This window comes from Bradyrhizobium sp. LA6.1 (assembly GCF_040547805.1).
GTDB classification, from domain to species: Bacteria; Pseudomonadota; Alphaproteobacteria; order Rhizobiales; family Xanthobacteraceae; genus Bradyrhizobium; species Bradyrhizobium barranii.
This window is the reverse complement of the sequence record NZ_JBEPQK010000003.1, coordinates 292,837-315,799: the sequence shown is the minus strand read 5'-3', so window position 1 is coordinate 315,799 and position 22,963 is coordinate 292,837. Positions and strand designations below refer to the sequence as shown.

Below are 22,963 nucleotides of genomic sequence, written 5' to 3'. Positions count from 1 at the left end.
CGCAGACTGTCTGATGCTCGCGCCCGTCGGAATGGCCCGGCGGGCGCGATCCCATCGGGGGGTCGACCTTGTCCAGTACGCCCGCAGTCGTTTCCGGCCATCACCCTGACCCTCTGCCGATTGCCATGACCATGGGCGCCCTCGGGGTTGTCTATGGCGATATCGGCACCAGCCCCCTCTACGCCCTGAAGGAAGCCGCCAAGGCGGCCGCCCATGGCGCTACGGTGACTCCCGAAGCTGTCCTGGGCGTTGCCTCGCTGATCCTCTGGGCGCTGCTGCTGATCATCTCGCTGAAATATGCGCTTCTGATCCTGCGCGCGGACAATCGCGGCGAAGGCGGCATCGTCGCGCTGCTGGCGCTATTGCATGCCCGCCACGCCCAGCCCGGCACCTGGCGCGCGCATCTCCTGGTGGTCGGCCTCGTCGGCGCTGCTCTCCTTTATGGCGACGGCGCGATCACCCCGGCGATCTCGGTGCTCTCAGCCATCGAAGGCCTCAAGGTCGATGCGCCCTCGCTCGCGCCGGTCGTCGTGCCCATCACCGTCGCCATCCTGATCGGGCTGTTCATGATCCAGAAGCAGGGCACGGGCTTCATCGGCCGCATCTTCGGGCCGGTGATGCTGGCCTGGTTCTTCGTGCTGGCCGCGCTCGGCGTCCACGGCATCGTCAAGGCCCCGGCTGTGCTCGCGGCACTGAGCCCGCTCTATGCCTTCAACTTCCTGATCCACCAGGACTTCCACATCTCCTTCGCGATCCTCGGCGCCGCCTTCCTGGCGGTGACCGGCGGTGAAGCGATGTATGCCGATATGGGCCATTTCGGCCGCTTCCCGATCCGGCTTGCCTGGTTCGCGATCTGCCTGCCCGCGCTGGTGCTGAACTACTTTGGGCAGGCCGCGCTGCTGATCACCGATCCCGCGATGATCGAGAACCCCTTCTTTCAGCTCTGCCCGGACGCCCTGCACTATCCGCTGGTCGCCTTCTCGGCGCTCGCGACCGTGATCGCCTCGCAGGCGATCATCTCCGGCGTGTTCTCGCTGACCCAGCAATCGATCCAGCTCGGCTTCCTGCCGCGCATGCAGATCCGCCACACCACGAGCCACGCGATGGGCCAGATCTACGTGCCGCTGGTGAACTGGCTGCTCGCTGCCGCAACGCTCGGCGCGGTCCTGAGCTTCGGCACCTCGGAAGCACTCGCCGGCGCCTACGGCATCGCGGTGTCGCTGCTGATGGCGATCACCACGCTGCTCGCGGCCCTGGTCGCGATCCAGTGGGGCTATTCGCCGTGGATCGTGGTCGCCGTCAACGGCTTCTTCTTCGTGATCGACGTGATCTTCTTCTCCGCCAATTCGATCAAGCTGTTCGAGGGCGGTTGGTTTCCGCTGCTGCTCGCGGCCCTCGTCGCCTTCATGATGCTGACCTGGCGCAGCGGCGTGAGGCTGGTCGAGGCGGCGCGCGCGAAGCTGCGCCAGCCCGAGGAGGACCTGATCGAGACCGCGGTCAACAAGTGCAGGGCCAGACTGCCCGGGACCGCCGTCTTCCTGGCATCCGCGCCGCGCGGCGTGCCGCTGGCGCTGACGCAATTCGTCAAGCACAACCACGTGCTGCATGAGCGCATCGTCCTCGTCACCGTGCTGATCGAGGAATCCCCGCACATCACCGATGAAGACCGCGCCGAGGTGATCGAGATCATCCCCGGTATCACCCGCGTGGTCCTGCACTACGGCTTCATGCAGAATCCGACGATCTATGCCGGCCTGACGCTCGCCTGCCGCCAGGGCAAGCTGCCCGGCATCGACCTCTCCGACATCACCTACTATGTCGGCCGCGAGACCATCATCCCGAGCGAGGACATTCCGGGCATGTGGGTCTGGCGCGAAGGCCTGTTCGCCTTCCTCCAGCGCAACGCCGAACGCTCCGCCGCGTTCTTCGGCGTGCCGACGAGGCAGGTGGTGGAGTTCGGCACCGAGCTGGAGATCTGATCGTCGTGCGGATCGCCCGTTCAGGGCAAGGCAGGCTTCGCACCACGCGTCTCGATGAGATGCCGATCACCGACAGGTAGAGCTCGTCACGCTCCGCTTACCCGGGAGTGTGCGACATTCGCGCGCACCTCAATCTTGTCTGGCCCATCACCAGACATACGCAGCAACAAATTCCAATGTTTTGTCGATCAGTTAGCTTCGCTTTTTTAGAAGTTCTAAGAATGTCTCCAATTATGACGTTTCGAGTGATTCAAAATTCGTCCAACTCGACGCTCGCAATGTCGCCATCTAACACGCGCGCGGGTGCGAAGTCGCGTGAGGTCAGAAGGATCATCCCGCCGGCGCGGCGATCGCCGGATGGGGCGCTGACATGGAATGCGATGGACACGGCCTGCGTGGTCGTGCGGACTATTTTTTAAGGAACACTTTCAAGAGCACAGCCAGCGCACTCACGCTCGGCTGCTTGCTGATGGCCGTCACGCCGGTGAACGCGCAGAACACTGGCCAATCCGGTGCATCCGCGTTGCCGCCGGTGACAGTCGACGCACCCGTTCAGCGCGCGCAACGTCCGGTCCAGGTCCGGCGCAACGCATCGGCGCGGCGCAGTGCGAGCCAGCGGTCCGCTCAACAGGCCAACCGTTCGACAGTACAGCCGGAGCCCCAAGCGCTGGTGGGAACAGCAGCACGCGTCAATGCCGGGACCAACGGATTCGTCGCAACGCGCGCCTCTGGCGCGACCAAGACGGATTCATCGATCATGTCGACGCCGGCATCGATCGCCGTCATCACTCGCGACGAAATGAATGTGCGGCAGGCGCAGAGCATCCGCGACCTCTTGCGCTACGCGCCAGGAATCTATTTCAGCAACGATACCGATTTCCGCTTTCAGAACGTCAGCGCGCGCGGCTTCAGCCTCGAAACATATCTGGACGGGCTGCGGCTCCAGGGCGGACCGTTCGGTGCGCCGCGGGTCGATCCCTATTTGCTCGAGCGCGCCGAGGTGATCACCGGGCCGGCATCAATTCTCTACGGCGCCGCATCGCCCGGCGGCATCCTCAACCTCGTCAGCAAGCGCCCGACTGAAAATCCGTTCGGAGAAGTCTCCCTGCAAACCGGCTCGTTCAACCGGATCCAGGGCGCCTTCGATGTCGGCGGCCCCGTCGACAAGGACAAGACGCTGCTCTACCGCGTCACCGGTATCGGCCTCAACGCCGACACCCAGGTCGACAATATCGGCGAGCAAAGATTTTCGATCGCGCCGGCCTGGACGTGGCGTCCGAGTATCGACACCACCATCACCTTCCTGACGAGCTACCGGCAGGACCCGAAGGGTGGTGCCTTCGCGCTCTTGCCGATCCAGGGCACGCTGGTGCCGGGGACGTTCGGGCAGATCCCGCGCAATTTCTTTGCCGGCGATCTCAACTACGAGACTCTCAAATACAAGCAGGCAACCGCCGGCTACGAGTTCGAGCATCGTTTCGACGACGTCTTCACGGTGCGCCAGAACGTACGCTACCTGCACAATGAGCTCAGCTATGTCGAGGTGCAGCCCGGCGGGTTCACGACGACGGGCGCGGGCGGCACGCTCCGGCTGGTCGACGGCCGCACGATCAACCGGAGCTACTTCTCGACCAACGAGAACCTCGACACATTCGCTGCCGACAACCAGCTCCAGGCCAAGTTCAACATGGGACCGCTGCAGCACACGGTGCTTGCCGGCCTCGACTACCAGCGGTTCGACTTCAACAATCTCGCCCGTTTCGCTGCCACCAACACGCTCGACATCCTGGCGCCGAACTACACGCAGAACATCGCCGTCCCCACGGCGCTCTTCCAGAACCTCGACCAGCACCTGTCGCAGCGCGGCCTCTACGTCCAGGACGAGGCTAGGCTTGGCCGGCTCACCGTCCTCGGCGGAGTCCGCTACGACTGGGCCGAGGGTAATACCCTGGCGCAGAACACCGGCGTTCGCGTCCTGAACGACGACCAGAAGCCAACCGGCCGCATCGGCGCGATCTACAATTTCGACAACGGCATCGCGCCCTATGTCAGCTACTCGACCTCGTTCCAGCCGACCTCGGTCGGCACGCTGCTGAACGGCCAGCCGTTCAAGCCGACCACCGGCGAGCAGTATGAAGGCGGCGTGAAGTATCAGCCGGTCGGGACCAATCTGATGTTCACTGCCGCGGTCTACGATCTCAAGCAGCAGAACGTGGCAACGGTCATCAGCGGCCCCGGCATTCCCGCCAACACCACGGCGCAGGTTGGCGAGGTCAGCTCGCGCGGGTTCGAAGGATCCGTCGTCGGCAGCCCCCTGCCCGGCCTGAGCCTGCGCGGGCAGTACTCCTATCTCGACAACCGGATCAGCTCGCCCCAGGACGTGAATTTCGGCAAGCGGCTCGCCAACGTCCCGATGCACACCGCCTCGCTCTGGGCCAACTATCTGGTGCAGGGCGGTCCCGCCACCGGCTTCGGCTTCGGCGGCGGCGTCCGCTACGTCCACGACATGTACACGACCAACGCCAACAATCTGACGGTTCCGACCATCGTGCCGGGCGTCTTCCTGCCCGCCGCCACGGTGCCGGCCAGCACGGTGTTCGATGCGGTGCTGTCCTATGATTTCGGGATGCGGTATCAGCAGTGGAAGGGCCTCAGTGCGGCGGTGAACGTCAACAACGTGTTCGACAAGACCTATGTCTCGTTATGCACGGCCGGCGGCTGCCGCTGGGCGCTGGGGCGCACGGTGCTGGCGACGCTGACCTACCGGTGGTGAGAGGATGACAGCACAGTCAGTCAAATGGTGGTCGCTGGTCCACAAATGGACCAGCCTAGTCTGCACGCTATTCCTCCTGATGCTTTGCATCACCGGGCTCCCACTGATCTTTCATGACGAGATCGACGAGCTCTTCAAGTCGGAAGCCTCGGCCCGGGAGCTCCCGGCGGATACTCCGCAGGCTCCGCTAAGCCGGCTGGTCGACGCCGCCAAGGCGCGCTATCCGCAGCGCTACCTCCAGGTGCTCGGCTGGGACGACGATCGCGCCAACATCGTCAACGTATTCCTCTCGGCTACGCCCGAAGCTCCCCCCGGCCAACGTTTCCTGAAGCTGTCATTCGATTCCAGGACCGCGGAACTGATCGGCGAAGACACGCAGCAGGGCGGCCTGATGAGCGCCATCCGCATATTCCACCGCGACATGTTCTTGGGGTTGCCGGGTGAACTGTTTCTCGGCGTCATGGGCCTGCTGTTTGTCATCGCGATCGTTTCCGGCATCATGCTCTACGCGCCCTTCATGCGCCGGCTCAACTTCGGCACGGTGCGTCGTATCGGCGCGTCGCGGGTCAAATGGCTCGACCTGCACAATCTGATCGGCGGAGTGACTCTCATATGGCTGCTTGCCGTCGGCGTCACCGGTGTCATCAACACGATATCGTTGCCGCTGTTCTCCGCCTGGCGCGCGGAGGTGATGCCGGAGCTGATCGCGCCGCACTTGGGTAAGCCGCCGCTTGCGAAATGGGCCGACGTCGACGACGTCATGGCCGCAGCACGTCGCGCGCTCGACGGCAATACGCCGGCCAGCATCATCTTTCCGACGGTCGCACGGTTCGGGACACCACGGCACTTCATCGTCTGGACCAAGGGCACGACGCCGATCACCTCGCGCCTGTTCACGCCCGCGATGCTCGACGCCGAAACCGGGCAGCTCGTCACCGCGCGTGGCTTGCCGTGGTATCTCAGGGCGTTGCAGGTATCGCGCCCGCTTCATTTCGGGGACTACGGCAGCCTACCGCTGAAGATCATCTGGGCGCTGTTCGATCTTGCCGCCATCGTCGTGCTTGCCAGCGGCGTCTATCTCTGGCTCGGCAAGCGCAAATCGCCTCGCGCCACCACGCGCGCGCAGGACGGGCCGCCTGTCGTAGCGACATCCGGGATCCGTCCATGAAGCGCGAGCGCCACACCATGGACGAGATCTTTCGCTGGCCGCTCCTGCTCGCGGGGCTCATCCTTGTCGGGCTGGCGTCGGCGCTGTTCGGCGACGATGGCTGGGACGCGCTGTCCTGGGCAGCACTGGCAATTCCGCTGGCCGTGCTCGGCTGGAAGGCATCGCGCCGGCCGCATCTTCCAGGATCATAGGCCGGACACCGGCGCGTTGTGCCGTGCCGGACCTATCCGGTTGATTGCAACCGTCAACGGGGACGACACCTGACGGGATCGGCTCGATCTACGAACCGTTCCCGTTCTCGCCGTTCCCACTATCGGCCTCTTCCGTGATGTGCTCGACCGAGACGACGTGCTCGTCCTCGGCGGTGTCGAACACGATCACGCCTTGCGTCGAGCGGCCGGCGATGCGGATGCCTTCGACCGGGCAGCGGATCAGCTGGCCCTTGTCGGTGACCAGCATGATCTGGTCGGCGTCTTCCACCGGGAATGAGGCCACCAGATTGCCGTTGCGGTTGTTGACGCTCATGGCGACGATGCCTTTGCCGCCGCGGCCAGTGGTGCGGTACTCGTAGGACGAGGTCCGCTTGCCGTAGCCGTTGACGGAGACGGTGAGCACGACCTGCTCGGCCGCCGACATCTCGACATAGCGCTCCTGCGGGAGCTGGAAGCTGCCGGAGGTCGTCTCTTCGGCCTCGGCATCCGCCGGAGCCTCGTCGACCACGGCTTCGCCGGCCACCGCACGACGCATCTTCAAATAGGCCGAACGTTCGTCCGAGGTGGTCTCCATGTGGCGCAGGATCGCCAGCGAGATCACCTTGTCGCCCTCGGCAAGCGCAATGCCGCGCACGCCCATCGAAGTGCGGCCGGTAAACACGCGCACGTCGGGGACGGGGAAGCGGATGCACTGGCCGCCGGCGCCGGTCAGCAGCACGTCGTCGCGCTCCGTGCAGATCTGCACGTCCACGATCGCTTCATTCTCATCGAGCTTCATGGCGATGATGCCGGAGCGGCGGACGTCGACGAAGTCGGACAGCTTGTTGCGCCGGACGTTGCCGCCGGTGGTGGCGAACATCACGTCGAGGTTGCCCCAGGTCGATTCATCCTCCGGCAGCGGCATGATGGTGGTGATGCGCTCGCCCTGCTCCAGCGGCAGGATGTTGATCAGCGCCTTGCCGCGCGCGTTCGGCGCGGCCATCGGCAGGCGCCAGACCTTCTCCTTGTAGACCTGGCCGCGCGACGAGAAGAACAGCACCGGTGTGTGCGTCGACGCCACGAACAGGCGGCTGACGAAATCCTCGTCGCGGGTCTGCATGCCGGCGCGGCCCTTGCCGCCGCGGCGCTGCGCCCGGTAGGCCGACAGCGGCACGCGCTTGACGTAGCCGGCGTGGGAGACGGTGACGACCATATCCTCGCGCTGGATCAGGTCCTCGTCCTCGACCTCGCCCTCCTGCTCGATGATCACGGTGCGGCGCGGGGTCGCGAACTCGGCCTTCACCTCGGCGAGCTCGGTCTTGATGATGCCCAGCACGCGGGCGCGCGAGCGCAGGATGTCGAGATAGTCGGCGATCTCGCCGGCGAGCTTGTCGAGCTCGTCGCGGATTTCGTCGCGGCCGAGTGCGGTGAGGCGCTGAAGGCGCAGGTCGAGAATGGCCCTCGCCTGTTCCATCGACAGCCGGATCGTGCCGTCCTCGCTGATGCGGTGGCGCGGATCGTCGATCAGCGTCAGCATGTCCTCGACGTCCCGTGCCGGCCAGTCGCGCGACATCAGGGTGTCGCGGGCAGTGGTCGGGTCGGGCGAGGTCCGGATGACGCGGATCATCTCGTCGATATTGGCGACCGCGATCGCCAGACCAACCAGGATGTGGGCGCGATCGCGCGCCTTGGCGAGCAGGAACTTGGTGCGACGCGTGACGACCCGCTCGCGGAAGTCGACGAAGATCGCCAGCAGGTCCTTCAGATGCATGATCCGCGGACGGCCGCTGTCGAGCGCCACCATGTTGACGCCGAAGCTCGTCTGCAGCGGCGTGAATCGGTACAGCTGATTCAGCACCACATCCGGCACGGCGTCGCGCTTCAATTCGATGACGACGCGGTAGCCGTCGCGGTCGGATTCATCGCGCAGGTCGCCGATGCCCTCGATCTTCTTTTCCTTGACCAGCTCGGCGATGCGCTCCACCATCGTCGCCTTGTTCACCTGGTAGGGAATCTCGGTGATGATGATCGCCTCGCGCTCCTTGCGGATGGTCTCGATCGCGACCTTGCCGCGCATGACGATGGAGCCGCGGCCGAGGTGGTAGGCGGCGCGGATGCCCGCGCGTCCGAGAATGACGCCGCCGGTCGGGAAATCCGGTCCCGGAACGATGTTGATGAGTTCCTCGATGGTGAGCGCAGGATTGTCGATCAACGCGACGCAGGCGTCGATGACCTCGCCGAGATTGTGCGGCGGGATGTTGGTGGCCATGCCGACCGCGATGCCGCCCGCCCCGTTGACCAGGAGGTTCGGGAACTTGGCCGGCAGGACCGACGGCTCGGTTTCGTTGTTGTCGTAGTTCGGCTGGAAGTCGACGGTGTCCTTGTCGATGTCGGCCAGCAGAGCCAACGCCACCTTCGTCAGTCGCGCTTCGGTGTACCGATAGGCGGCCGGGGGATCGCCGTCGACCGAGCCGAAATTGCCCTGGCCGTCGATGAGCGGCACGCGCATCGAGAAGTCCTGCGCCATCCGGACCATGGCGTCGTAGATCGACTGGTCGCCATGCGGATGATATTTACCGATGACGTCACCGACCACGCGCGCCGACTTGACGTACTTCTTGTCGGGCGTGTGCCCCTGCTCGTTCATCGAGTAGAGGATGCGGCGATGAACCGGCTTCAACCCGTCGCGCGCATCAGGCAGCGCACGCGCCACGATCACGCTCATCGCGTAATCGAGGTAGGACTTCTTCATCTCCTCGTAGATGGAAACGGGACGAATGTCCGAGGGTTGCGCCGGCTGGTCGCCGGGCTTGTTGTCGTCGTCAGCCAAGGGGAAATCCGGTGAGATTTTATCTGGGAATCATATAGCGCATCGCCCCCCTGATAACCACCCTTGCGAGGTCTGGGGAAGCGGTTTTTCCGACTGTTTTTCCAGAGACTTACGAGCTCAGCACCACTGCCTCGAGCGAAGCCGGAATGAGCCGCCGGGAACCACGTCCTAGGCTCCGAAAATCACCCGGTGCATGATCCGTCCAGGCACGAGCGTGAACAGCCCGGCAATGACGAGCGCGCCGACGAACGTCATGATCATGATACGCCGGTGATCGGCGACCCGATGGGTATGCGCCCGCCACACCGCGAGCGGTAGCATCACCAGCGTGAAGATCGACAGGAGATGGATCGGGCTGAACGGCCCGACCAGACGGATCTGGTGGATCCAGAACGACGAGGCCGCCACCACCGCCATCAGCGCCACCCAGATCCAGCCGATCGTCCGGTGCGGCAGCGTTCCCTTGGGGGCAGCAAACTGGACAAGGCCGAGCACGAAGGCGGCCATGGCGGCAAAGGCGTGCAGCGGGATCGCTGGAGCGGCCTCAAGCAGCGGCGCAACGCTCATACAGGGGTCTCTCCGATCGACGGCCAACCCATGTGAACAGGATTAACATCAAGTTAATACCATTCACATCACGCCTCGTCAAAGGCTTGAGGCAGCACATGAGGCAAGCCCGGAAAAACCGAGCCTTGCCCGTCAATTCGTAAGGAAACCTGTCGCTCTACGCGAGCAAGGTGACATCAGGGGCGAAGCGCCCCCGCCCGTCTCAGAACGGGATGTCGTCGTCCATGTCGCTGTTGCGGCCACCGCCGCCGCCGGCGGCCACAGCGCGGCGCGGCGCGCTGCTGACGGGACCGGAGGAGCCGAAATCGCCGCCCGGCTCGTCGCCGAAGCTGCCGCCTCCACCGCCGCCGCCGCGGCCGTCGAGCATCGTCAGGGTCGAGTTGAAGCCCTGGAGCACGACCTCGGTGGAGTACTTCTCGGCGCCGCTCTGGTCGGTCCATTTGCGGGTCTGGAGCGCGCCCTCGATGTAAACCTTCGCGCCCTTCTTCAGGTACTGCTCGGCGACCTTGCAGAGCCCTTCATTGAAGATCACGACGCGATGCCACTCGGTCTTTTCCTTGCGCTCGCCGCTATTCTTGTCGCGCCAGGTCTCCGAGGTGGCGATGCTCAAATTCGCGATCGGCCGCCCGTCCTGGGTGCGGCGGATTTCGGGATCCTTGCCGAGATTTCCAACCAGAATGACCTTGTTGACGCTTCCCGCCATCGCCGCTCTCCACTCCGAATGCCACTGAATTTTAGAAGGCCCGGGACGCGCCCGCGTCCTCTGCAACCTGTTGACGCGACCCTATACGCTTGCGCGGACGGATCGGCCCGTCACCCCTCCACTTATCCCCATATATAGCACCCCTGGCGGGTTCGTTCCAGATTTGTTCTTATGACACCCCTCACCTTGTTGCGTTGGCAAGACGACACCGCGCGGCACAAAGACGGCCTGCGCCAAATGGAATTTCCCCGAATTCCTGAGGACGGCGAAACAGCTTAACATTCATCAAGTTAGAAGCAGTTCAGATGCCGCCCGACTGTTGCATTCCGGAGACGGACTCCGCCTCCCGCCTAAGCTACGCTTGCCGCGGAATTAGATTCTTATAGGCGTCGCGCCTGATCAGCCGCTTCGGGGACTTCGAAAAGCGGTCAGAAACTGGGGGGACTGCAATGAATAAGATTTTGATTGGTACTATTGGTGCAATCGCGTTGGGGCTGTCGGCTCCCGCAAGCGCGGCAGATCTCGCTGCGCGTCCCTACACCAAGGCTCCGGCACCGATGATCGCGACCATCTACGACTGGAGCGGCTTCTACATCGGTATCAACGGCGGCGGCGGCACCAGCCACAAGTGCTGGGACGTCGATATCGGCGGTGGCGTTCTCGTAGGCGAAGGCTGCCACAACGCGACCGGCGGCACGGTCGGCGGCCAGGTCGGCTACCGCTGGCAGTCAGCCAACTGGGTGTTCGGCTTCGAAGGCCAGGGCAACTGGGCCGATTTCTCGGGTGACAACATCAGTGCGATCAGCGGCCTGCGCGATCGTTCGAAGATCAACGCCTTCGGCCTGATTACCGGTCAGGTCGGTTACGCCTGGAACAACGTCCTGGTCTACGTGAAGGGCGGCGGCGCCGTCGTCGGCGATCGCTACCGCAGCTTCGACGTCGCCAGCGGCCTCGAGTTCGACCGGGCCAACGAGACCCGTTGGGGCGGCACCGTGGGTGCGGGCGTCGAGTTCGGATTCGCCCCGAACTGGACCGTGGGCTTCGAGTACGACCACATCTTCCTCGGCAACCGCACCATCGGCTTCACCGGATCCGGCAATTTCGCCCCGCTCGGCGTCGCCACACGCTCCGATCGCATCAGCCAGGATGTCGATATCGGCCTCGTCCGCGTGAACTACCGCTGGGGCGGCCCCATGATCGCAAGATACTGATATCCCTCTGAGATCGCTTGGAGATCAAAGGCCGGCCTCGCGCCGGCCTTTTTGCGTGGGCAACGGGAATTATAGGTCAGTCACCGTTACGTTTTGCGATTATTGTGGCTTTTGGGAGACACAACTTGCGGCTTTGCTGATGTAAGCACGACATCAGTTGGACCACGGCGTCCGATGTCCTTCCGAACGCACGGAAGGCAAAAACAGAAACCGGGACTGGGATTAGTTTGAAAATGAAGAAGGTTTTGTTGGCTTCGGCCTGTTTGTTCGCTCTCGCTGCTCCGGCTTCGGCCGCTGATCTCGCGGCGCGCCCCTACACCAAGGCTCCGGTGGCGGTGGCCTCGGTCTACAACTGGACCGGCTTCTACCTCGGTATCGTCGGCGGCGGCGCCTGGGAAAACGGTTCCGGCGACCCGAAGATGAAGGGTGGCTTCGTCGGCGGCACCGCCGGCTACAACTGGCAGACCGGCAACATCGTGTTCGGCGTCGAGGCTGATGGTTCCTGGGCTGACGTCAGCGCTTCGGTGACCGGCGCCACTGTTGTTCCCGGATTCGGCGTTGTGACCGCAACGGCGAGCTCGAAGACCGATGCCATGGGCACCGTGCGCGGCCGTATCGGCTACGCCGTCAATCAGGTCCTGTTCTACGGCACCGGCGGCTACGCCTGGATCGACAACAAGATCACCCTCTCCGCTCTCGGCCTGACCGCGTCGGACAGCAAGTGGCACTCCGGCTGGACCGTCGGTGCGGGCGTCGAGGCGTTCTTCGCTCCGCAGTGGTCGGTCAAGGGCGAGTACCTCTATCGCAGCCTCGGCGGCGAGACCTACTTCTCGGGCGCCCTGCCCACCGGCACGCTCAACTTCCACACCGTGCAGGTCGGCGTGAACTATCACTTCGGGGGCCCGGTGGTCGCGAAGTACTGAGCTTCGCTTCCAACGCACCGCGTTACGAAAGGCCGGCCTTGCGCCGGCCTTTTTGTTTTCGCGCGTCCAGATCCAGGCCAACCGATTCCCAACGTTTTTCGGGGAGAGCTGTGGCATCCCGGTGACACAACCTTCGGCTTCAATGGTGTAGAGCAATGACATCGATTGGGTCATTGGGTCGGCCGTTTTTCGCCGACAAAGAGAAACGAAACTGGGGAATTGAAATGAAGAAGGTTTTGCTGGCCTCGGCCAGTCTGTTCGCACTCAGCGCGTTGGCTCCCGCCTCGGCGGCCGATTTGGCGGCCCGCCCCTACACCAAGGCGCCCATTGCTGTGGCCTCGATCTACAACTGGTCCGGCTTCTATCTCGGCATCAACGGCGGCGGCGCCTCGAGCCGCAACTGCTGGGATGTCAACAACATCTTCGGCATTGCGGGTCCGGACACGGCTGAAGGCTGTCACAATGCGACAGGCGGCGTCGTCGGTGGCCAGGTCGGTTATCGCTGGCAGTCGGCCAACTGGGTGTTCGGCCTTGAAGCCCAGGGCGACTGGGCCAATCTGAAGGGCTCGAATACGAGCGTGGCGCTTGCTCCGCTGGTCAACGAGACCAAGATCGACGCGATTGGCCTGTTCACCGGCCAAGTCGGCTATGCCTGGAACAACGTGCTCTGGTACGTGAAGGGTGGCGCGGCGGTCACGCATGCCAAGTACAACGGCTCGGCGTTCGGCGTGGTCCTCGACAGCGCAAGCGAGACGCGCTGGGGCGGCGCGGTCGGCACCGGCCTCGAATTCGGCTTCGCGCCGAACTGGTCCGTTGCGATCGAATACGACCATCTTTTCATGGGCAAGCGCAACAACTCGTTCACGATTCTCGGCATCAACGACCGCATCGACCGTATCAAGCAGGACGTCGATATGGGCACTGTTCGCGTGAACTATACGTTCGGCGGCCCGGTCGTGGCGAAGTACTAAGCGTCGCCTCCGACGTCATCGCGTTACGAAAGGCCGGCCTTGCGCCGGCCTTTTTGTTTTCGCGCGCACGGCGCGAGCGCTTGCGGACAAGTTCCATTTTTCGGCGCGCTGTGACCCTCCGGTGACAGACTGTCGCACCTCGAAGGTTGTATCGAAGATCGCAACAACTTTGCCCTTGGGGGGTCCGTCTTGAACAAGTTTATGCTTGCCGCCGCCGGCATAGTCGCGATGACCACGTCCGTTTCGGCGGCCGATCTGGCGGCGAGCCCCTACACCAAAGCTCCTGCCCCGATGATCGGCGCGGTCTACGATTGGAGCGGCTTCTACATCGGCGCCAACGGTGGTGGCGGCTGGAGCCATAAGTGCTGGGACATCGTCGCCAACATCCTCGGTGCGCCGGTCACTCCCCCCGCATCGGAGGGCTGCCACACCGCGACCGGCGGCGTGGCTGGCGGCCAGGCCGGCTTTCGCTGGCAAAGCGCGTCATGGGTGTTCGGCGTGGAAGGCCAGGGCGACTGGGCTCACCTTAGCGGCTCCAATGGACCGAGCCTGGCTGCGGGCGGCGTCGGCTCAGACCGCTCGAAGATCAACGCCTTCGGTCTCGTGACCGGCCAGGTCGGCTACGCCTGGAGCAATGTGCTGTTCTACGCGAAGGGTGGTGCGATGGTTGTGAGCGACAAATACGAGGGCTTCACCACGGCCACCGGCTTCGTGTTCGACAGGGCGAATGAAACGCGCTGGGGCGGAGCGGTTGGTGCTGGCCTCGATTTCGGCGTAACGCCCAACATCGTGGTCGGCGTCGATTATGTGCACGGCATCATGGGATCGCGCGACAACCGCTTTACGTTCAACAACGGCACGTTCTCGCGCGCCGATCGGATCCGCCAGGACGTTGACATTGCAACGGCCCGCGTCAGTTACAGGTTCGGCGGCCCCCTCATCGCCAAATACTGATCTTCGCCTCCGACGCCATCGCGTTACGAAAGGCCGGCCTTGCGCCGGCCTTTTTGTTTTCGCGCGAGGGTGCACCCAACCGTCTTGGAGTCGTGAGGCGCGCGCAAGGCGTCCGCTAATGGCTTTGGCGAGTTGGGGACGTGACATGAAGACGTGGATGCTGGCTGCGGTCAGCCTGTTCGCACTCGGTGCGGTCGCGCCGGCTACCGCCGCCGATCTCCCGATCTACAAGGCGCAGGCGGCCGCCGTTCCCGTCTATGACTGGAGCGGCATCTATGCCGGCATCAACGGCGGCGGCGGCTTGGCCCATGCCTGCTGGGGCGTGACCCGCGCGCTCGGCATCGCTGTCGATCCGGCCGTTGGCGAAGGCTGTCACAATGCGGGCGGTGGCACGGTCGGCGGACAGCTCGGTTATCGCTGGCAGAAGTCGCGTTGGGTGTTCGGCATCGAGGGCCAGGGCAACTGGGCCGACTTCAAGGGCAGCAATGTCAGCGTGGCGCTGCCGCTGTTCACCAACCAGACCAAGATCGACAGCTTCGGCCTGTTCACTGGCCAGATGGGCTACGCCGTCAACAACCTGCTCCTCTATGGCAAGGCCGGCGCCGCGGTGGCGCACGACAAGTACGACACCTTCGTCCCCGGCGTCCCGGCCGCGGTGTTCAACAGCGTCAACCAGACCCGCTGGGGCTACACCATCGGCATCGGCGTGGAATGGGGCTTTGCCGAGAACTGGTCGGTCGGCGGCGAGTACAACCATGTCTTCCTCGGCCATCACAGCGCCGACTTCGCAACGCTCGTCGGCGGCTTCGCCCCGCGCACCGACCGGATCGGCCAGGATATCGACATGGGCCTGATCCGCATCAATTACCGCTGGGGCGGCCCGGTCGTCGCCAAATACTGAGACAAAGCTTCCCACAGGAACCTCCAAGTCCTGATCATGTGCGGATTGCCCCAAATCCGCATTCAAACGCGAACGAAGGGCTGGCCTCGCGCCGGCCCTTCGCATGTTCTGGGGGCCCTGCTCCTGCCAGATGCCGCCAGCGCGCCAACAATCCGTTGACGATTCGCACTCGCCACTGGAAATCCGCTCCCGTTCTTCCTACGTTCGCTGCCATACCCATCGGCGCCGATCCCGGTTCCGGGCGACGCGCGCCTTTTTTGTTGGCGCGATCGCGCACCTTTGGGATTCCTTGAGGGCAACTCGGATGGATGAAGTGATCAAGGCGAAGCGCCAACAGCAGAACGCGGGATCCAGCCTGCGCGCAATTACGATCCGTGGCGCGCGCGAGCACAACCTCAAGAATGTCGACGTCGAGATCCCCCGCGACAAGCTGGTGGTGTTCACCGGGCTGTCAGGCTCCGGCAAATCCTCGCTCGCCTTCGACACCATCTACGCCGAGGGCCAGCGCCGCTACGTCGAATCGCTGTCGGCCTATGCGCGCCAGTTCCTGGAGATGATGCAGAAGCCTGACGTCGACCAGATCGACGGCCTGTCGCCGGCGATCTCGATCGAGCAGAAGACCACGTCGAAGAACCCGCGCTCGACCGTCGGCACCGTCACCGAGATCTACGACTACATGCGCCTGCTCTGGGCGCGCGTCGGCGTGCCCTATTCGCCCGCCACGGGTCTGCCGATCGAGAGCCAGACCGTCTCGCAGATGGTCGACCGCGTGCTGGCGCTGCCCGAGGGCACCCGCCTCTATCTGCTCGCCCCCGTCGTACGCGGCCGCAAGGGCGAGTACCGGAAGGAGCTCGCCGAATGGCTCAAGAAGGGCTTTCAGCGCGTCAAGATCGACGGCACCTTCCATGAGCTGGCGGAAGCGCCCACGCTCGACAAGAAATTTCCGCACGACATCGACGTCGTGGTCGACCGCATCGTGGTGCGCGCCGACATCGGCCAGCGCCTCGCCGAAAGCTTTGAGACCGCGCTGAAGCTCGCGGAGGGCCTCGCCGTCGTCGAGTTCGCCGATGCGGCTGCAGCGGCTGCGCCCGCCGAGGAGAAGAAGAAGACCGCCAAAATTCACGACAAGAGCGGGCCCGAGCGCATCCTGTTCTCGGAAAAATTCGCTTGCCCCGTCTCCGGCTTCACGATTCCGGAGATCGAGCCGCGCCTGTTCTCGTTCAACAATCCCTACGGCGCCTGCCCGGCCTGCGGCGGCCTCGGCGTCGAGCAGCATGTCGACGAAGACCTCGTCATCCCCGACAAGGAGCTCGCCATCGGCAAGGGCGCGATCGCGCCCTGGGCCAAGTCGTCGTCGCCTTACTATATTCAGACGCTGACCGCGCTCGGCAAGCACTACAAGTTCACGCTGACCACCAAATGGAAGGATCTGCCGAAGAAGACGCAGAACGCGATCCTCCTTGGCTCGGGCGAGGACGAGATCAAGTTCTCCTACGAGGACGGCGTCCGCTCCTACGACACCAAGAAGCCGTTCGAGGGCGTCATCACCAACATCAACCGCCGCTATCGCGAGACCGAGAGCGAGTGGGCGCGCGAGGAGCTCGCAAAGTATTTCCACGACGTCCCCTGCGAGGGCTGCAAGGGTTTCCGGCTGAAGCCCGAGGCGCTCTGCGTCAAGATCGGCGGCAAGCATATCGGCGAGATCTCGGAACTGTCGGTCAGGAAGGCCGGCGAATGGTTCGAGACCGTGCCCGAGGCGCTGAACACGCAGCAGAACGAGATCGCCGGCCGCATCCTCAAGGAGATTCGCGAGCGCCTCACCTTCCTGCTCGACGTCGGCCTCAACTACCTCACTCTGTCCCGCTCCTCCGGCACGCTGTCCGGCGGCGAGAGCCAGCGCATCCGCCTCGCCTCGCAGATCGGCTCGGGACTGACGGGCGTGCTCTACGTGCTGGACGAGCCCTCGATCGGCCTGCACCAGCGCGACAACGCCCGCCTGCTCGACACGCTGAAGCGCCTGCGCGACCTCGGCAACACCGTGATCGTCGTCGAGCATGACGAGGACGCGATCCTGCTCGCCGATTACGTCCTCGACATCGGGCCCGGCGCCGGCATGCATGGCGGCAACATCGTCGCCGAAGGCACGCCCGCCGAGATCATGCGCAACCCGAAATCGCTGACCGGCAAATATCTCACCGGCGAGCTCGAGGTCGAGGTGCCGGAGCGGCGCCCGCCGAACCATCGCCGCACCATCAAGGTGGTCAACGCGCGCGGCAACAACCTCAAGAACGTCACGGCCGAGATTCCGCTCGGCCTGTTCACGGCCGTCACCGGCGTCTCCGGCGGCGGCAAGTCGACGCTGCTGATCGACACGCTCTACAAGGCCATCGCCCGCAAGCTGAACAACGCCAGCGAAGGCGCCGCCCCCCACGATCGCATCGAGGGTCTCGAGCACATCGACAAGATCATCGACATCGACCAGTCGCCGATCGGCCGCACCCCGCGCTCGAATCCCGCGACCTATACCGGCGCCTTCACGCCGATCCGCGAATGGTTCGCCGGCCTGCCCGAAGCGAAGGCGCGCGGCTATGAGCCCGGCCGCTTCTCCTTCAACGTCAAGGGCGGCCGCTGCGAGGCCTGCCAGGGCGACGGCGTCATCAAGATCGAGATGCACTTCCTGCCCGACGTCTACGTCACCTGCGACGTCTGCAAGGGCAAGCGCTACAACCGCGAGACGCTGGAGGTCCTGTTCAAGGGCAAGAGCATCGCCGACGTGCTCGACATGACCGTCGAGGAAGCGGCCGACTTCTTCAAGGCGGTCCCGCGCGTGCGCGAGACGTTCCAGACCCTGCACCGCGTCGGCCTCGACTACATCCATGTCGGTCAGCAGGCCACAACCCTGTCGGGCGGCGAAGCCCAGCGCGTCAAGCTGGCGAAGGAGCTGTCCAAGCGCGCCACCGGGCGCACGCTCTACATCCTGGACGAGCCGACCACCGGCCTGCACTTCCACGACGTCAAGAAGCTGCTGGAGGTGCTGCACGAGCTGGTCGCGCAGGGCAACACGGTCGTCGTCATCGAGCACAATCTCGAAGTCATCAAGACCGCCGACTGGGTCATCGACCTCGGCCCCGAAGGCGGCGACGGCGGCGGCGAAATCGTCGCCTGGGGCCCGCCGGAGGATATCGCGAAAGCGCCGCGGAGCTACACGGGCAAGTTCTTGGAGCCGGTGTTGAAGAAGGCGCGGAAGCCGAAGCGGAGGAGCACGAGCGAGGCGGCGGAGTAGAGTTCATTCCGCCTCGTCCGCGGGATCATCGGGGAAAGGCTGCAAGTGTCCGCGATGCCCAGCCGCACCTACATGCTCTTCCGCAAGGCAATCCTCGCCGAGCAGCAGGCAACCTGCATCTACGAGGGGCGTTATCGCGAGCTCTGCCCCCACATCATCGGCACCAACAAGATGGGTGAGGAAGCCGTCCTCGCCTGGCAATTTGGCGGCGAGAGCAGCGGACCGCTGCCGCAATGGCGATGCCTGAAGCTCGCCAATATCACCAACGCCCGCACGCGCGATGGCCCCTGGCACGAGGGCGGCTCTCACCGGACTACTCAGACCTGCGTCAGCAACATCGATCTCGACATCAATGTTCACGTGCGCAGGTTGCGGTGACGCACATGCGTCCCACGGCTGACGGGCTTGCCGGCCATGATCGCAGGGTTGATTTCAATGCGCTCGTGTCGCATGGGTGTCCTCGAATTCTTCTAAATAATAGCCGCCACGTCTCGTTTGTCAGCGAACTCGAAACCCTCCTCCATGCCCTACTCCCTCGCCATCTTTGATCTCGACGGCACGCTGGCCGACAGCTTTCCCTGGTTCCTGCGTACCATCAACGATGTCGCCGATCGCTTCGATTTTCGTCGCGTCGCGGATGACGAAATCGAAGCGCTGCGGCATGCATCGTCGCGCGAGATCCTCACCCGGCTCGAGGTACCGCTGTGGAAGCTGCCGGCGATCGCGCGGCATGCGCGGCGGCTGAAGGCGGAGGCGGCGGCGGAGATTCCGCTGTTTGCGGGCGTCGAGACGATGCTGCAGACGCTGGCCAATAACGGCGTGCAACTCGCGCTGGTGACGTCGGATAGCGAAGCCAATGCACGCGAGAAGCTTGGCGAGTCCGCCGCCCTGTTCGCGCATTTCGACTGCGCGGCATCGCTGTTCGGCAAGCCGGCGAAATTCCGCCGCGTGATCCGGCGCGCAGGCGTGGAGCCAGGCCGCGTGATCGCGATCGGCGACGAGGTCCGTGATATCGAGGCGGCGCGCGCGGTGGGGATTGCCTGCGGCGCGGTGAGTTGGGGCTACGCCGCGCCGGCGGCGCTGCGGGCGCTTGCGCCCGATCACATGTTCGCGCAGATGGATGAGATCGCAGACGTAGTCTGCCGGATTTCGCTCAAGGCCTGATCCGCAATCGGCACGCCCGGCCCAAGGAGACGGTGATGACACTCTCGGACGCAGCCCGCCTCAAACTCCTGGAGCCGCCGGTCGGCAAGGTGCGCGTGGTGCTCGACACCGACACCTACAACGAGATCGACGATCAGTTCGCGCTGGTGCAGATGCTGCTGTCGAAGGACCGGTTCGACGTCGAGGCGATCTACGCCGCGCCGTTCTTCAACACACGCGCCGACAATCCCGGCCACGGCATGGAGCTGAGCTACCAGGAAATCCTTCGCCTGCTGGAGCGCCTCGACGTCGCGCCGGACGGCCTCGTCCATCGCGGCGTCACCGACTATGTCGGCCCCGGCAAGACGGCGCAGGCGGCCCCCGCCGTCAACGACCTCGTGGCCCGGGCGCGCGCAGGCTCCCCTGACAATCCGCTCTACATCATTGCCATCGGCGCCATCAGCAATATCGCCTCGGCGCTGCTCAAGGCCCCCGACATCATCGACCGCGTGGTGGTGGTCTGGCTTGGCGGTCACGCGCTGGAATGGCCGCACACGATCGAGTTCAATCTCAAGCAGGACGTCGGCGGCGCGCAGGTGCTGTTCGACAGCGGCGTGCCGCTCGTGCTCGTGCCATGCAAGGGCGTCACCTCGCACCTTCACAGCACGGTGCCGGAGATCGAGCGCTACATCGAACCGCATGGCAGCATCGGCGCGTTCCTCGCCATGCGCTTCAAGGACTATTCGTCCGACCATCTGGGCTGGGCCAAGGAGATCTGGGACATGGCGCCGGTCGGCTGGCTTCTCAATCCCGATTGGGCGCCGAGCGTGATCATCCCGGCCCCGGTCCTCACGGATCAGATCACGTGGAGCGTCGACCGCCGGCGGCATCCGATCCGCTACGTGACCTATGTGGATCGCAACCCGATCCTGAAGGACTTTTTCCTGAAGTTGAAGGCGTTTGCCGGATCGAGATCGTAGGGTGGGTTAGCGTAGCGTAACCCACCGCTTCTTTTTCCGCAGCGACTAAAGTGGTGGGTTACGCCTTCGGCTAACCCACCCTACGCCCCCTACTCCGTCCGCCTGAGAAACGCCCCGAACGCGCGCGGGCCGTCGCCGGTCTTGACCTCGCCGATCACCTTCAGCTCGGTGGCATCGATGATGCTCAATGTGTTGCTCTCCCAGCAGGCGACGATGACGCGCTTGCCGTCGGCGGTCGCATTGATGCCTTCGGGATAGTCGCCGACATTGATCCGCTTGACCGGCTTCAGCGTCGCCAGGTCGAACACGCTGACGGTGCCGCCATACTGGTCGGTGACGAAGCCGCGCCCTTGCGTCAGCGCCACGGCGTAGGGACGCATCCCGACCGGCACGCGGCCGATCTCTTGGCTCGCGGCGATGTCGATCACCGAGACGTCGTTGGAGCCGACATTGGCGGTGTAGGCGCGTTTTCCCTCGGCATCGATGGTGACGCCGAACGGACGGGTGCCGACCTTGATGGTCGCTTTGCGCTCACGCGTTGCGGTATCCACCACCGAGACGCTGTCGTCGTCACGGTCCGCCGAGAGCAGCAGCCTGCCGTCAGGCGTCACCGCGAGCCCCGACGGTGAGGCGCCGACCGCAATGCTGGCGGTGACGCTGCGCGTGGCCGTATCGATCACCCGCACCGCGGCGGCATACCAGTCGGCGACGTAGAGCGTCTTGCCATCGGGCGTCACGGCAATGCCGAGCGGCCCGCCGCCGACCTCGATCCGCCCCGAGACCTGCCGCGTTGCCGCGTCGACCACGGTCACCGCCTTGGCGTCGGGGCTCGTGACATAGGCAAAGCGCCCGTCCGCGCTGACGGCCACGCCGGCCGGCTTGCCGCCGATCGGAATGGTCGCAACGCTGCGCGACGTTGCGAGGTCCACGACCATCAGATCGTCACTGAGCTGGTTGGTGACGAACGCCTCTTCGGCGGACGCGCTGCCAATACTGGCAGCGCAAAGGCTGGCGGCGAGCGCCGCCAGGACCCGCGCCCGCACGGTCAGCTTCCGCTCTCGATCTTCTTCTTCAGCGCTTCGAGCCCGGCCTGATAGAGCCCCTTCACCGCCTTCACAGCGGCCTCGTCGCTCAGCTCGGGCGGCGGATCGTTGTTGGGGAAGCCGCGGTAGAACGCGCCCGCCCATTCCAGCGTCGCGCCCTTGCCGTCGGCGCTCGGCGTCACCGTCAGCGTCGAGGAATAATTGGTGACCGGCAGCACCTTCACGTCCACCTTGGTGATCCGGTAGGAATAGGTCATCGCGGCAGCGTCGAACTTGTAGAGTTCCTCATCGACGGTGGCGCCTCCCGTCAGGGTCAGCCGCCGCGTCGCTTCGATCTCATTGCCCTTCTCGCCCTCGGTCTTGGTGACAGGCGGCAGCCAGCTCATGTCCTGGAAATTGCCGATCGCGGCCCACACCTTGGCCGGCGGCGCGTTGATCTCGATGGATTCGCGCACCTTCTGCCGGGTCGGCCCATGTGCCCAAGCCGGGCCAAACGCCGCCGTCAAAGCCACCGCGCCCGCGGCAGTCAGCACCGCGCCCATGACCATGCGCCGTCCAATCGTCACCCTCATCTCGTTTCCTCATGCGTCTCGTGGATCGTGCGCGACTTGAGGCGCGCTGCGATCATGGTAGCGCATTTTGCGGCCGTGGGGAGACCTGTTCATGGCGGCGTTGCGGCGCGCGCTCGCGCGTCCCAGAACCCCTTGCGCCGCCCGTCGGGCAAAACACCCAATGGGCGGGTCAACCGCACCACGCAGAAATAATTCTCTTTATCCGCATTTCGGATTATCATATAGAAAGCCATCCCACCCCGGGCCGAGGGGCGTTATCGCGATCGTCACGACACGCGGGATGGGACGTGGTGGACGCAGGCGGCGTCGGCGCGAAGGTGGTTTGCAGGGCGGGCAACCGTGAGCGAACGCCGCGCGCACACGACCGGTGCAGCCTGTGTACGGTAAAACCGTGCCGTCCTGGCGCCCGGAGCCTGTGCGCCAAGTCTCGCGGTGATGTGGCGGCCCGACCGGGCCGCGCGCATCAGTCATCCGCAAGGCGACGGGGGCAATAGTGCATCGCTCCCCGGGGAGAGCTCGGCATAAGCCGTAAAACCACTGCGCAGGGAAGGCCGGATGTTTGGCTTCACCTGTATGCCGCTGTGCAAACTTCGTAGCGCAATTTCCGCACAGTGGACCGCGGGTGCCAGCCGGCACCCGGCCTTCCCTGCGCCCTCGGCACTTTCGAGGGTGGTGACTACAGCAAAGCTCGGGCAGATCTTGCCGCGAGGATGCGAAACCGTGCGTGCGATTTGAATTCGAATGCAAAGCTAGAATCTGCTCTCGTGCCCC

General features: G+C 64.5%; 18 protein-coding genes. 13 read left to right on the top strand and 5 right to left on the bottom strand.

All coding sequences use genetic code 11. The annotated features are described in order from the left end of the window. The first annotated feature begins 125 nt into the window (after positions 1-125). The 4 genes from ABIB99_RS08610 (at position 126) to ABIB99_RS08595 (ending at position 6,111) form a co-directional block, all read left to right on the top strand. On the top strand, positions 126-1,979 hold the full coding sequence (locus ABIB99_RS08610) for a potassium transporter Kup (RefSeq protein ID WP_063983165.1): 1,854 nt from the start codon (positions 126-128) through the stop codon (positions 1,977-1,979). 757 nt (positions 1,980-2,736) lie between these two features. Beyond that, the gene (locus ABIB99_RS08605) at positions 2,737-4,752 is read left to right on the top strand and encodes a TonB-dependent siderophore receptor (protein ID WP_187387691.1); all 2,016 of its coding nucleotides are present in this window, start codon (positions 2,737-2,739) and stop codon (positions 4,750-4,752) included. Positions 4,753-4,756: 4 nt separating this feature from the next. After that, the gene (locus ABIB99_RS08600) at positions 4,757-5,920 is read left to right on the top strand and encodes a PepSY-associated TM helix domain-containing protein (RefSeq protein WP_063983164.1); all 1,164 of its coding nucleotides are present in this window, start codon (positions 4,757-4,759) and stop codon (positions 5,918-5,920) included. Then, positions 5,917-6,111: a hypothetical protein gene (locus ABIB99_RS08595; protein WP_063983163.1), complete on the top strand. Its 195-nt coding sequence runs from the start codon at positions 5,917-5,919 to the stop codon at positions 6,109-6,111. The genes ABIB99_RS08600 and ABIB99_RS08595 overlap by 4 nt, the downstream gene beginning before the upstream one ends. A gap of 88 nt (positions 6,112-6,199) precedes the next feature. Here ABIB99_RS08595 and gyrA read toward each other — a convergent pair whose 3' ends face one another. The 3 genes from gyrA to ABIB99_RS08580 all read right to left on the bottom strand — a co-directional run bounded on the left by gyrA (position 6,200) and on the right by ABIB99_RS08580 (position 10,211). Next, positions 6,200-8,941 carry a DNA gyrase subunit A gene (gene gyrA / locus ABIB99_RS08590; RefSeq protein WP_063983162.1) on the bottom strand — a complete coding sequence of 914 codons (2,742 nt, stop codon included), beginning with the start codon at positions 8,939-8,941 and terminating at the stop codon, positions 6,200-6,202. A 168-nt stretch (positions 8,942-9,109) separates the two neighbouring features. Further along, complete coding sequence (locus ABIB99_RS08585) at positions 9,110-9,508, bottom strand: DUF2306 domain-containing protein (protein ID WP_063983161.1); 399 nt, start codon at positions 9,506-9,508, stop codon at positions 9,110-9,112. Between the two features lie 202 nt (positions 9,509-9,710). Further along, positions 9,711-10,211: a single-stranded DNA-binding protein gene (locus ABIB99_RS08580; protein WP_212451249.1), complete on the bottom strand. Its 501-nt coding sequence runs from the start codon at positions 10,209-10,211 to the stop codon at positions 9,711-9,713. Positions 10,212-10,660: 449 nt separating this feature from the next. On the opposite strand from ABIB99_RS08580, the gene ABIB99_RS08575 reads away from it, so the two are divergent. The 9 genes from ABIB99_RS08575 (at position 10,661) to ABIB99_RS08535 (ending at position 20,577) form a co-directional block, all read left to right on the top strand. After that, positions 10,661-11,422 (top strand): outer membrane protein, encoded by a 762-nt coding sequence (locus ABIB99_RS08575; RefSeq protein WP_028153431.1) that lies wholly within the window; start codon positions 10,661-10,663, stop codon positions 11,420-11,422. A gap of 233 nt (positions 11,423-11,655) precedes the next feature. Then, the gene (locus ABIB99_RS08570; RefSeq protein ID WP_354175450.1) at positions 11,656-12,345 is read left to right on the top strand and encodes an outer membrane protein; all 690 of its coding nucleotides are present in this window, start codon (positions 11,656-11,658) and stop codon (positions 12,343-12,345) included. A gap of 224 nt (positions 12,346-12,569) precedes the next feature. Then, the gene (locus ABIB99_RS08565) at positions 12,570-13,316 is read left to right on the top strand and encodes an outer membrane protein (RefSeq protein WP_063983158.1); all 747 of its coding nucleotides are present in this window, start codon (positions 12,570-12,572) and stop codon (positions 13,314-13,316) included. A gap of 189 nt (positions 13,317-13,505) precedes the next feature. Further along, positions 13,506-14,270: an outer membrane protein gene (locus ABIB99_RS08560; RefSeq protein ID WP_063983157.1), complete on the top strand. Its 765-nt coding sequence runs from the start codon at positions 13,506-13,508 to the stop codon at positions 14,268-14,270. A gap of 145 nt (positions 14,271-14,415) precedes the next feature. After that, entirely contained in the window at positions 14,416-15,171 is a 756-nt protein-coding gene (locus tag ABIB99_RS08555; RefSeq protein ID WP_063983156.1) for an outer membrane protein, read from the top strand. Between the two features lie 304 nt (positions 15,172-15,475). Further along, complete coding sequence (uvrA, locus tag ABIB99_RS08550) at positions 15,476-18,454, top strand: excinuclease ABC subunit UvrA (RefSeq protein ID WP_063983155.1); 2,979 nt, start codon at positions 15,476-15,478, stop codon at positions 18,452-18,454. A 45-nt stretch (positions 18,455-18,499) separates the two neighbouring features. Next, positions 18,500-18,832: a hypothetical protein gene (locus tag ABIB99_RS08545; RefSeq protein ID WP_187387690.1), complete on the top strand. Its 333-nt coding sequence runs from the start codon at positions 18,500-18,502 to the stop codon at positions 18,830-18,832. A 144-nt stretch (positions 18,833-18,976) separates the two neighbouring features. Next, on the top strand, positions 18,977-19,618 hold the full coding sequence (locus ABIB99_RS08540) for an HAD-IA family hydrolase (protein WP_063983153.1): 642 nt from the start codon (positions 18,977-18,979) through the stop codon (positions 19,616-19,618). A 35-nt stretch (positions 19,619-19,653) separates the two neighbouring features. After that, positions 19,654-20,577, top strand: a complete 924-nt coding sequence (locus tag ABIB99_RS08535; RefSeq protein ID WP_063983152.1) for a nucleoside hydrolase — start codon at positions 19,654-19,656, stop codon at positions 20,575-20,577. 89 nt (positions 20,578-20,666) lie between these two features. Here the strand turns inward: ABIB99_RS08535 and ABIB99_RS08530 are convergent, their stop codons facing one another. Next, positions 20,667-21,620 (bottom strand): YVTN family beta-propeller repeat protein, encoded by a 954-nt coding sequence (locus tag ABIB99_RS08530; protein ID WP_063983151.1) that lies wholly within the window; start codon positions 21,618-21,620, stop codon positions 20,667-20,669. A 2-nt stretch (positions 21,621-21,622) separates the two neighbouring features. Continuing rightward, positions 21,623-22,192, bottom strand: coding sequence for an SRPBCC family protein (locus ABIB99_RS08525; protein ID WP_063983150.1), 570 nt, complete (start codon positions 22,190-22,192; stop codon positions 21,623-21,625). Positions 22,193-22,963 lie beyond the last annotated feature (771 nt).

What these genes read in the sequence shown, in the direction of transcription:
- ABIB99_RS08610 (WP_063983165.1), top strand. Translation starts at nt 126, where the DNA reads ATGACCATGGGCGCCCTCGGGGTTGTCTATGGCGATATCGGCACCAGC.
- ABIB99_RS08525 (WP_063983150.1), bottom strand. Translation starts at nt 22,192, where the DNA reads ATGAGGGTGACGATTGGACGGCGCATGGTCATGGGCGCGGTGCTGACT.
- ABIB99_RS08600 (WP_063983164.1), top strand. Translation starts at nt 4,757, where the DNA reads ATGACAGCACAGTCAGTCAAATGGTGGTCGCTGGTCCACAAATGGACC.
- ABIB99_RS08565 (WP_063983158.1), top strand. Translation starts at nt 12,570, where the DNA reads ATGAAGAAGGTTTTGCTGGCCTCGGCCAGTCTGTTCGCACTCAGCGCG.
- uvrA (WP_063983155.1), top strand. Translation starts at nt 15,476, where the DNA reads ATGGATGAAGTGATCAAGGCGAAGCGCCAACAGCAGAACGCGGGATCC.
- ABIB99_RS08605 (WP_187387691.1), top strand. Translation starts at nt 2,737, where the DNA reads ATGTCGACGCCGGCATCGATCGCCGTCATCACTCGCGACGAAATGAAT.
- ABIB99_RS08575 (WP_028153431.1), top strand. Translation starts at nt 10,661, where the DNA reads ATGAATAAGATTTTGATTGGTACTATTGGTGCAATCGCGTTGGGGCTG.
- ABIB99_RS08580 (WP_212451249.1), bottom strand. Translation starts at nt 10,211, where the DNA reads ATGGCGGGAAGCGTCAACAAGGTCATTCTGGTTGGAAATCTCGGCAAG.
- ABIB99_RS08540 (WP_063983153.1), top strand. Translation starts at nt 18,977, where the DNA reads ATGCCCTACTCCCTCGCCATCTTTGATCTCGACGGCACGCTGGCCGAC.
- ABIB99_RS08535 (WP_063983152.1), top strand. Translation starts at nt 19,654, where the DNA reads ATGACACTCTCGGACGCAGCCCGCCTCAAACTCCTGGAGCCGCCGGTC.
- ABIB99_RS08570 (WP_354175450.1), top strand. Translation starts at nt 11,656, where the DNA reads ATGAAGAAGGTTTTGTTGGCTTCGGCCTGTTTGTTCGCTCTCGCTGCT.
- ABIB99_RS08595 (WP_063983163.1), top strand. Translation starts at nt 5,917, where the DNA reads ATGAAGCGCGAGCGCCACACCATGGACGAGATCTTTCGCTGGCCGCTC.
- ABIB99_RS08555 (WP_063983156.1), top strand. Translation starts at nt 14,416, where the DNA reads ATGAAGACGTGGATGCTGGCTGCGGTCAGCCTGTTCGCACTCGGTGCG.
- ABIB99_RS08585 (WP_063983161.1), bottom strand. Translation starts at nt 9,508, where the DNA reads ATGAGCGTTGCGCCGCTGCTTGAGGCCGCTCCAGCGATCCCGCTGCAC.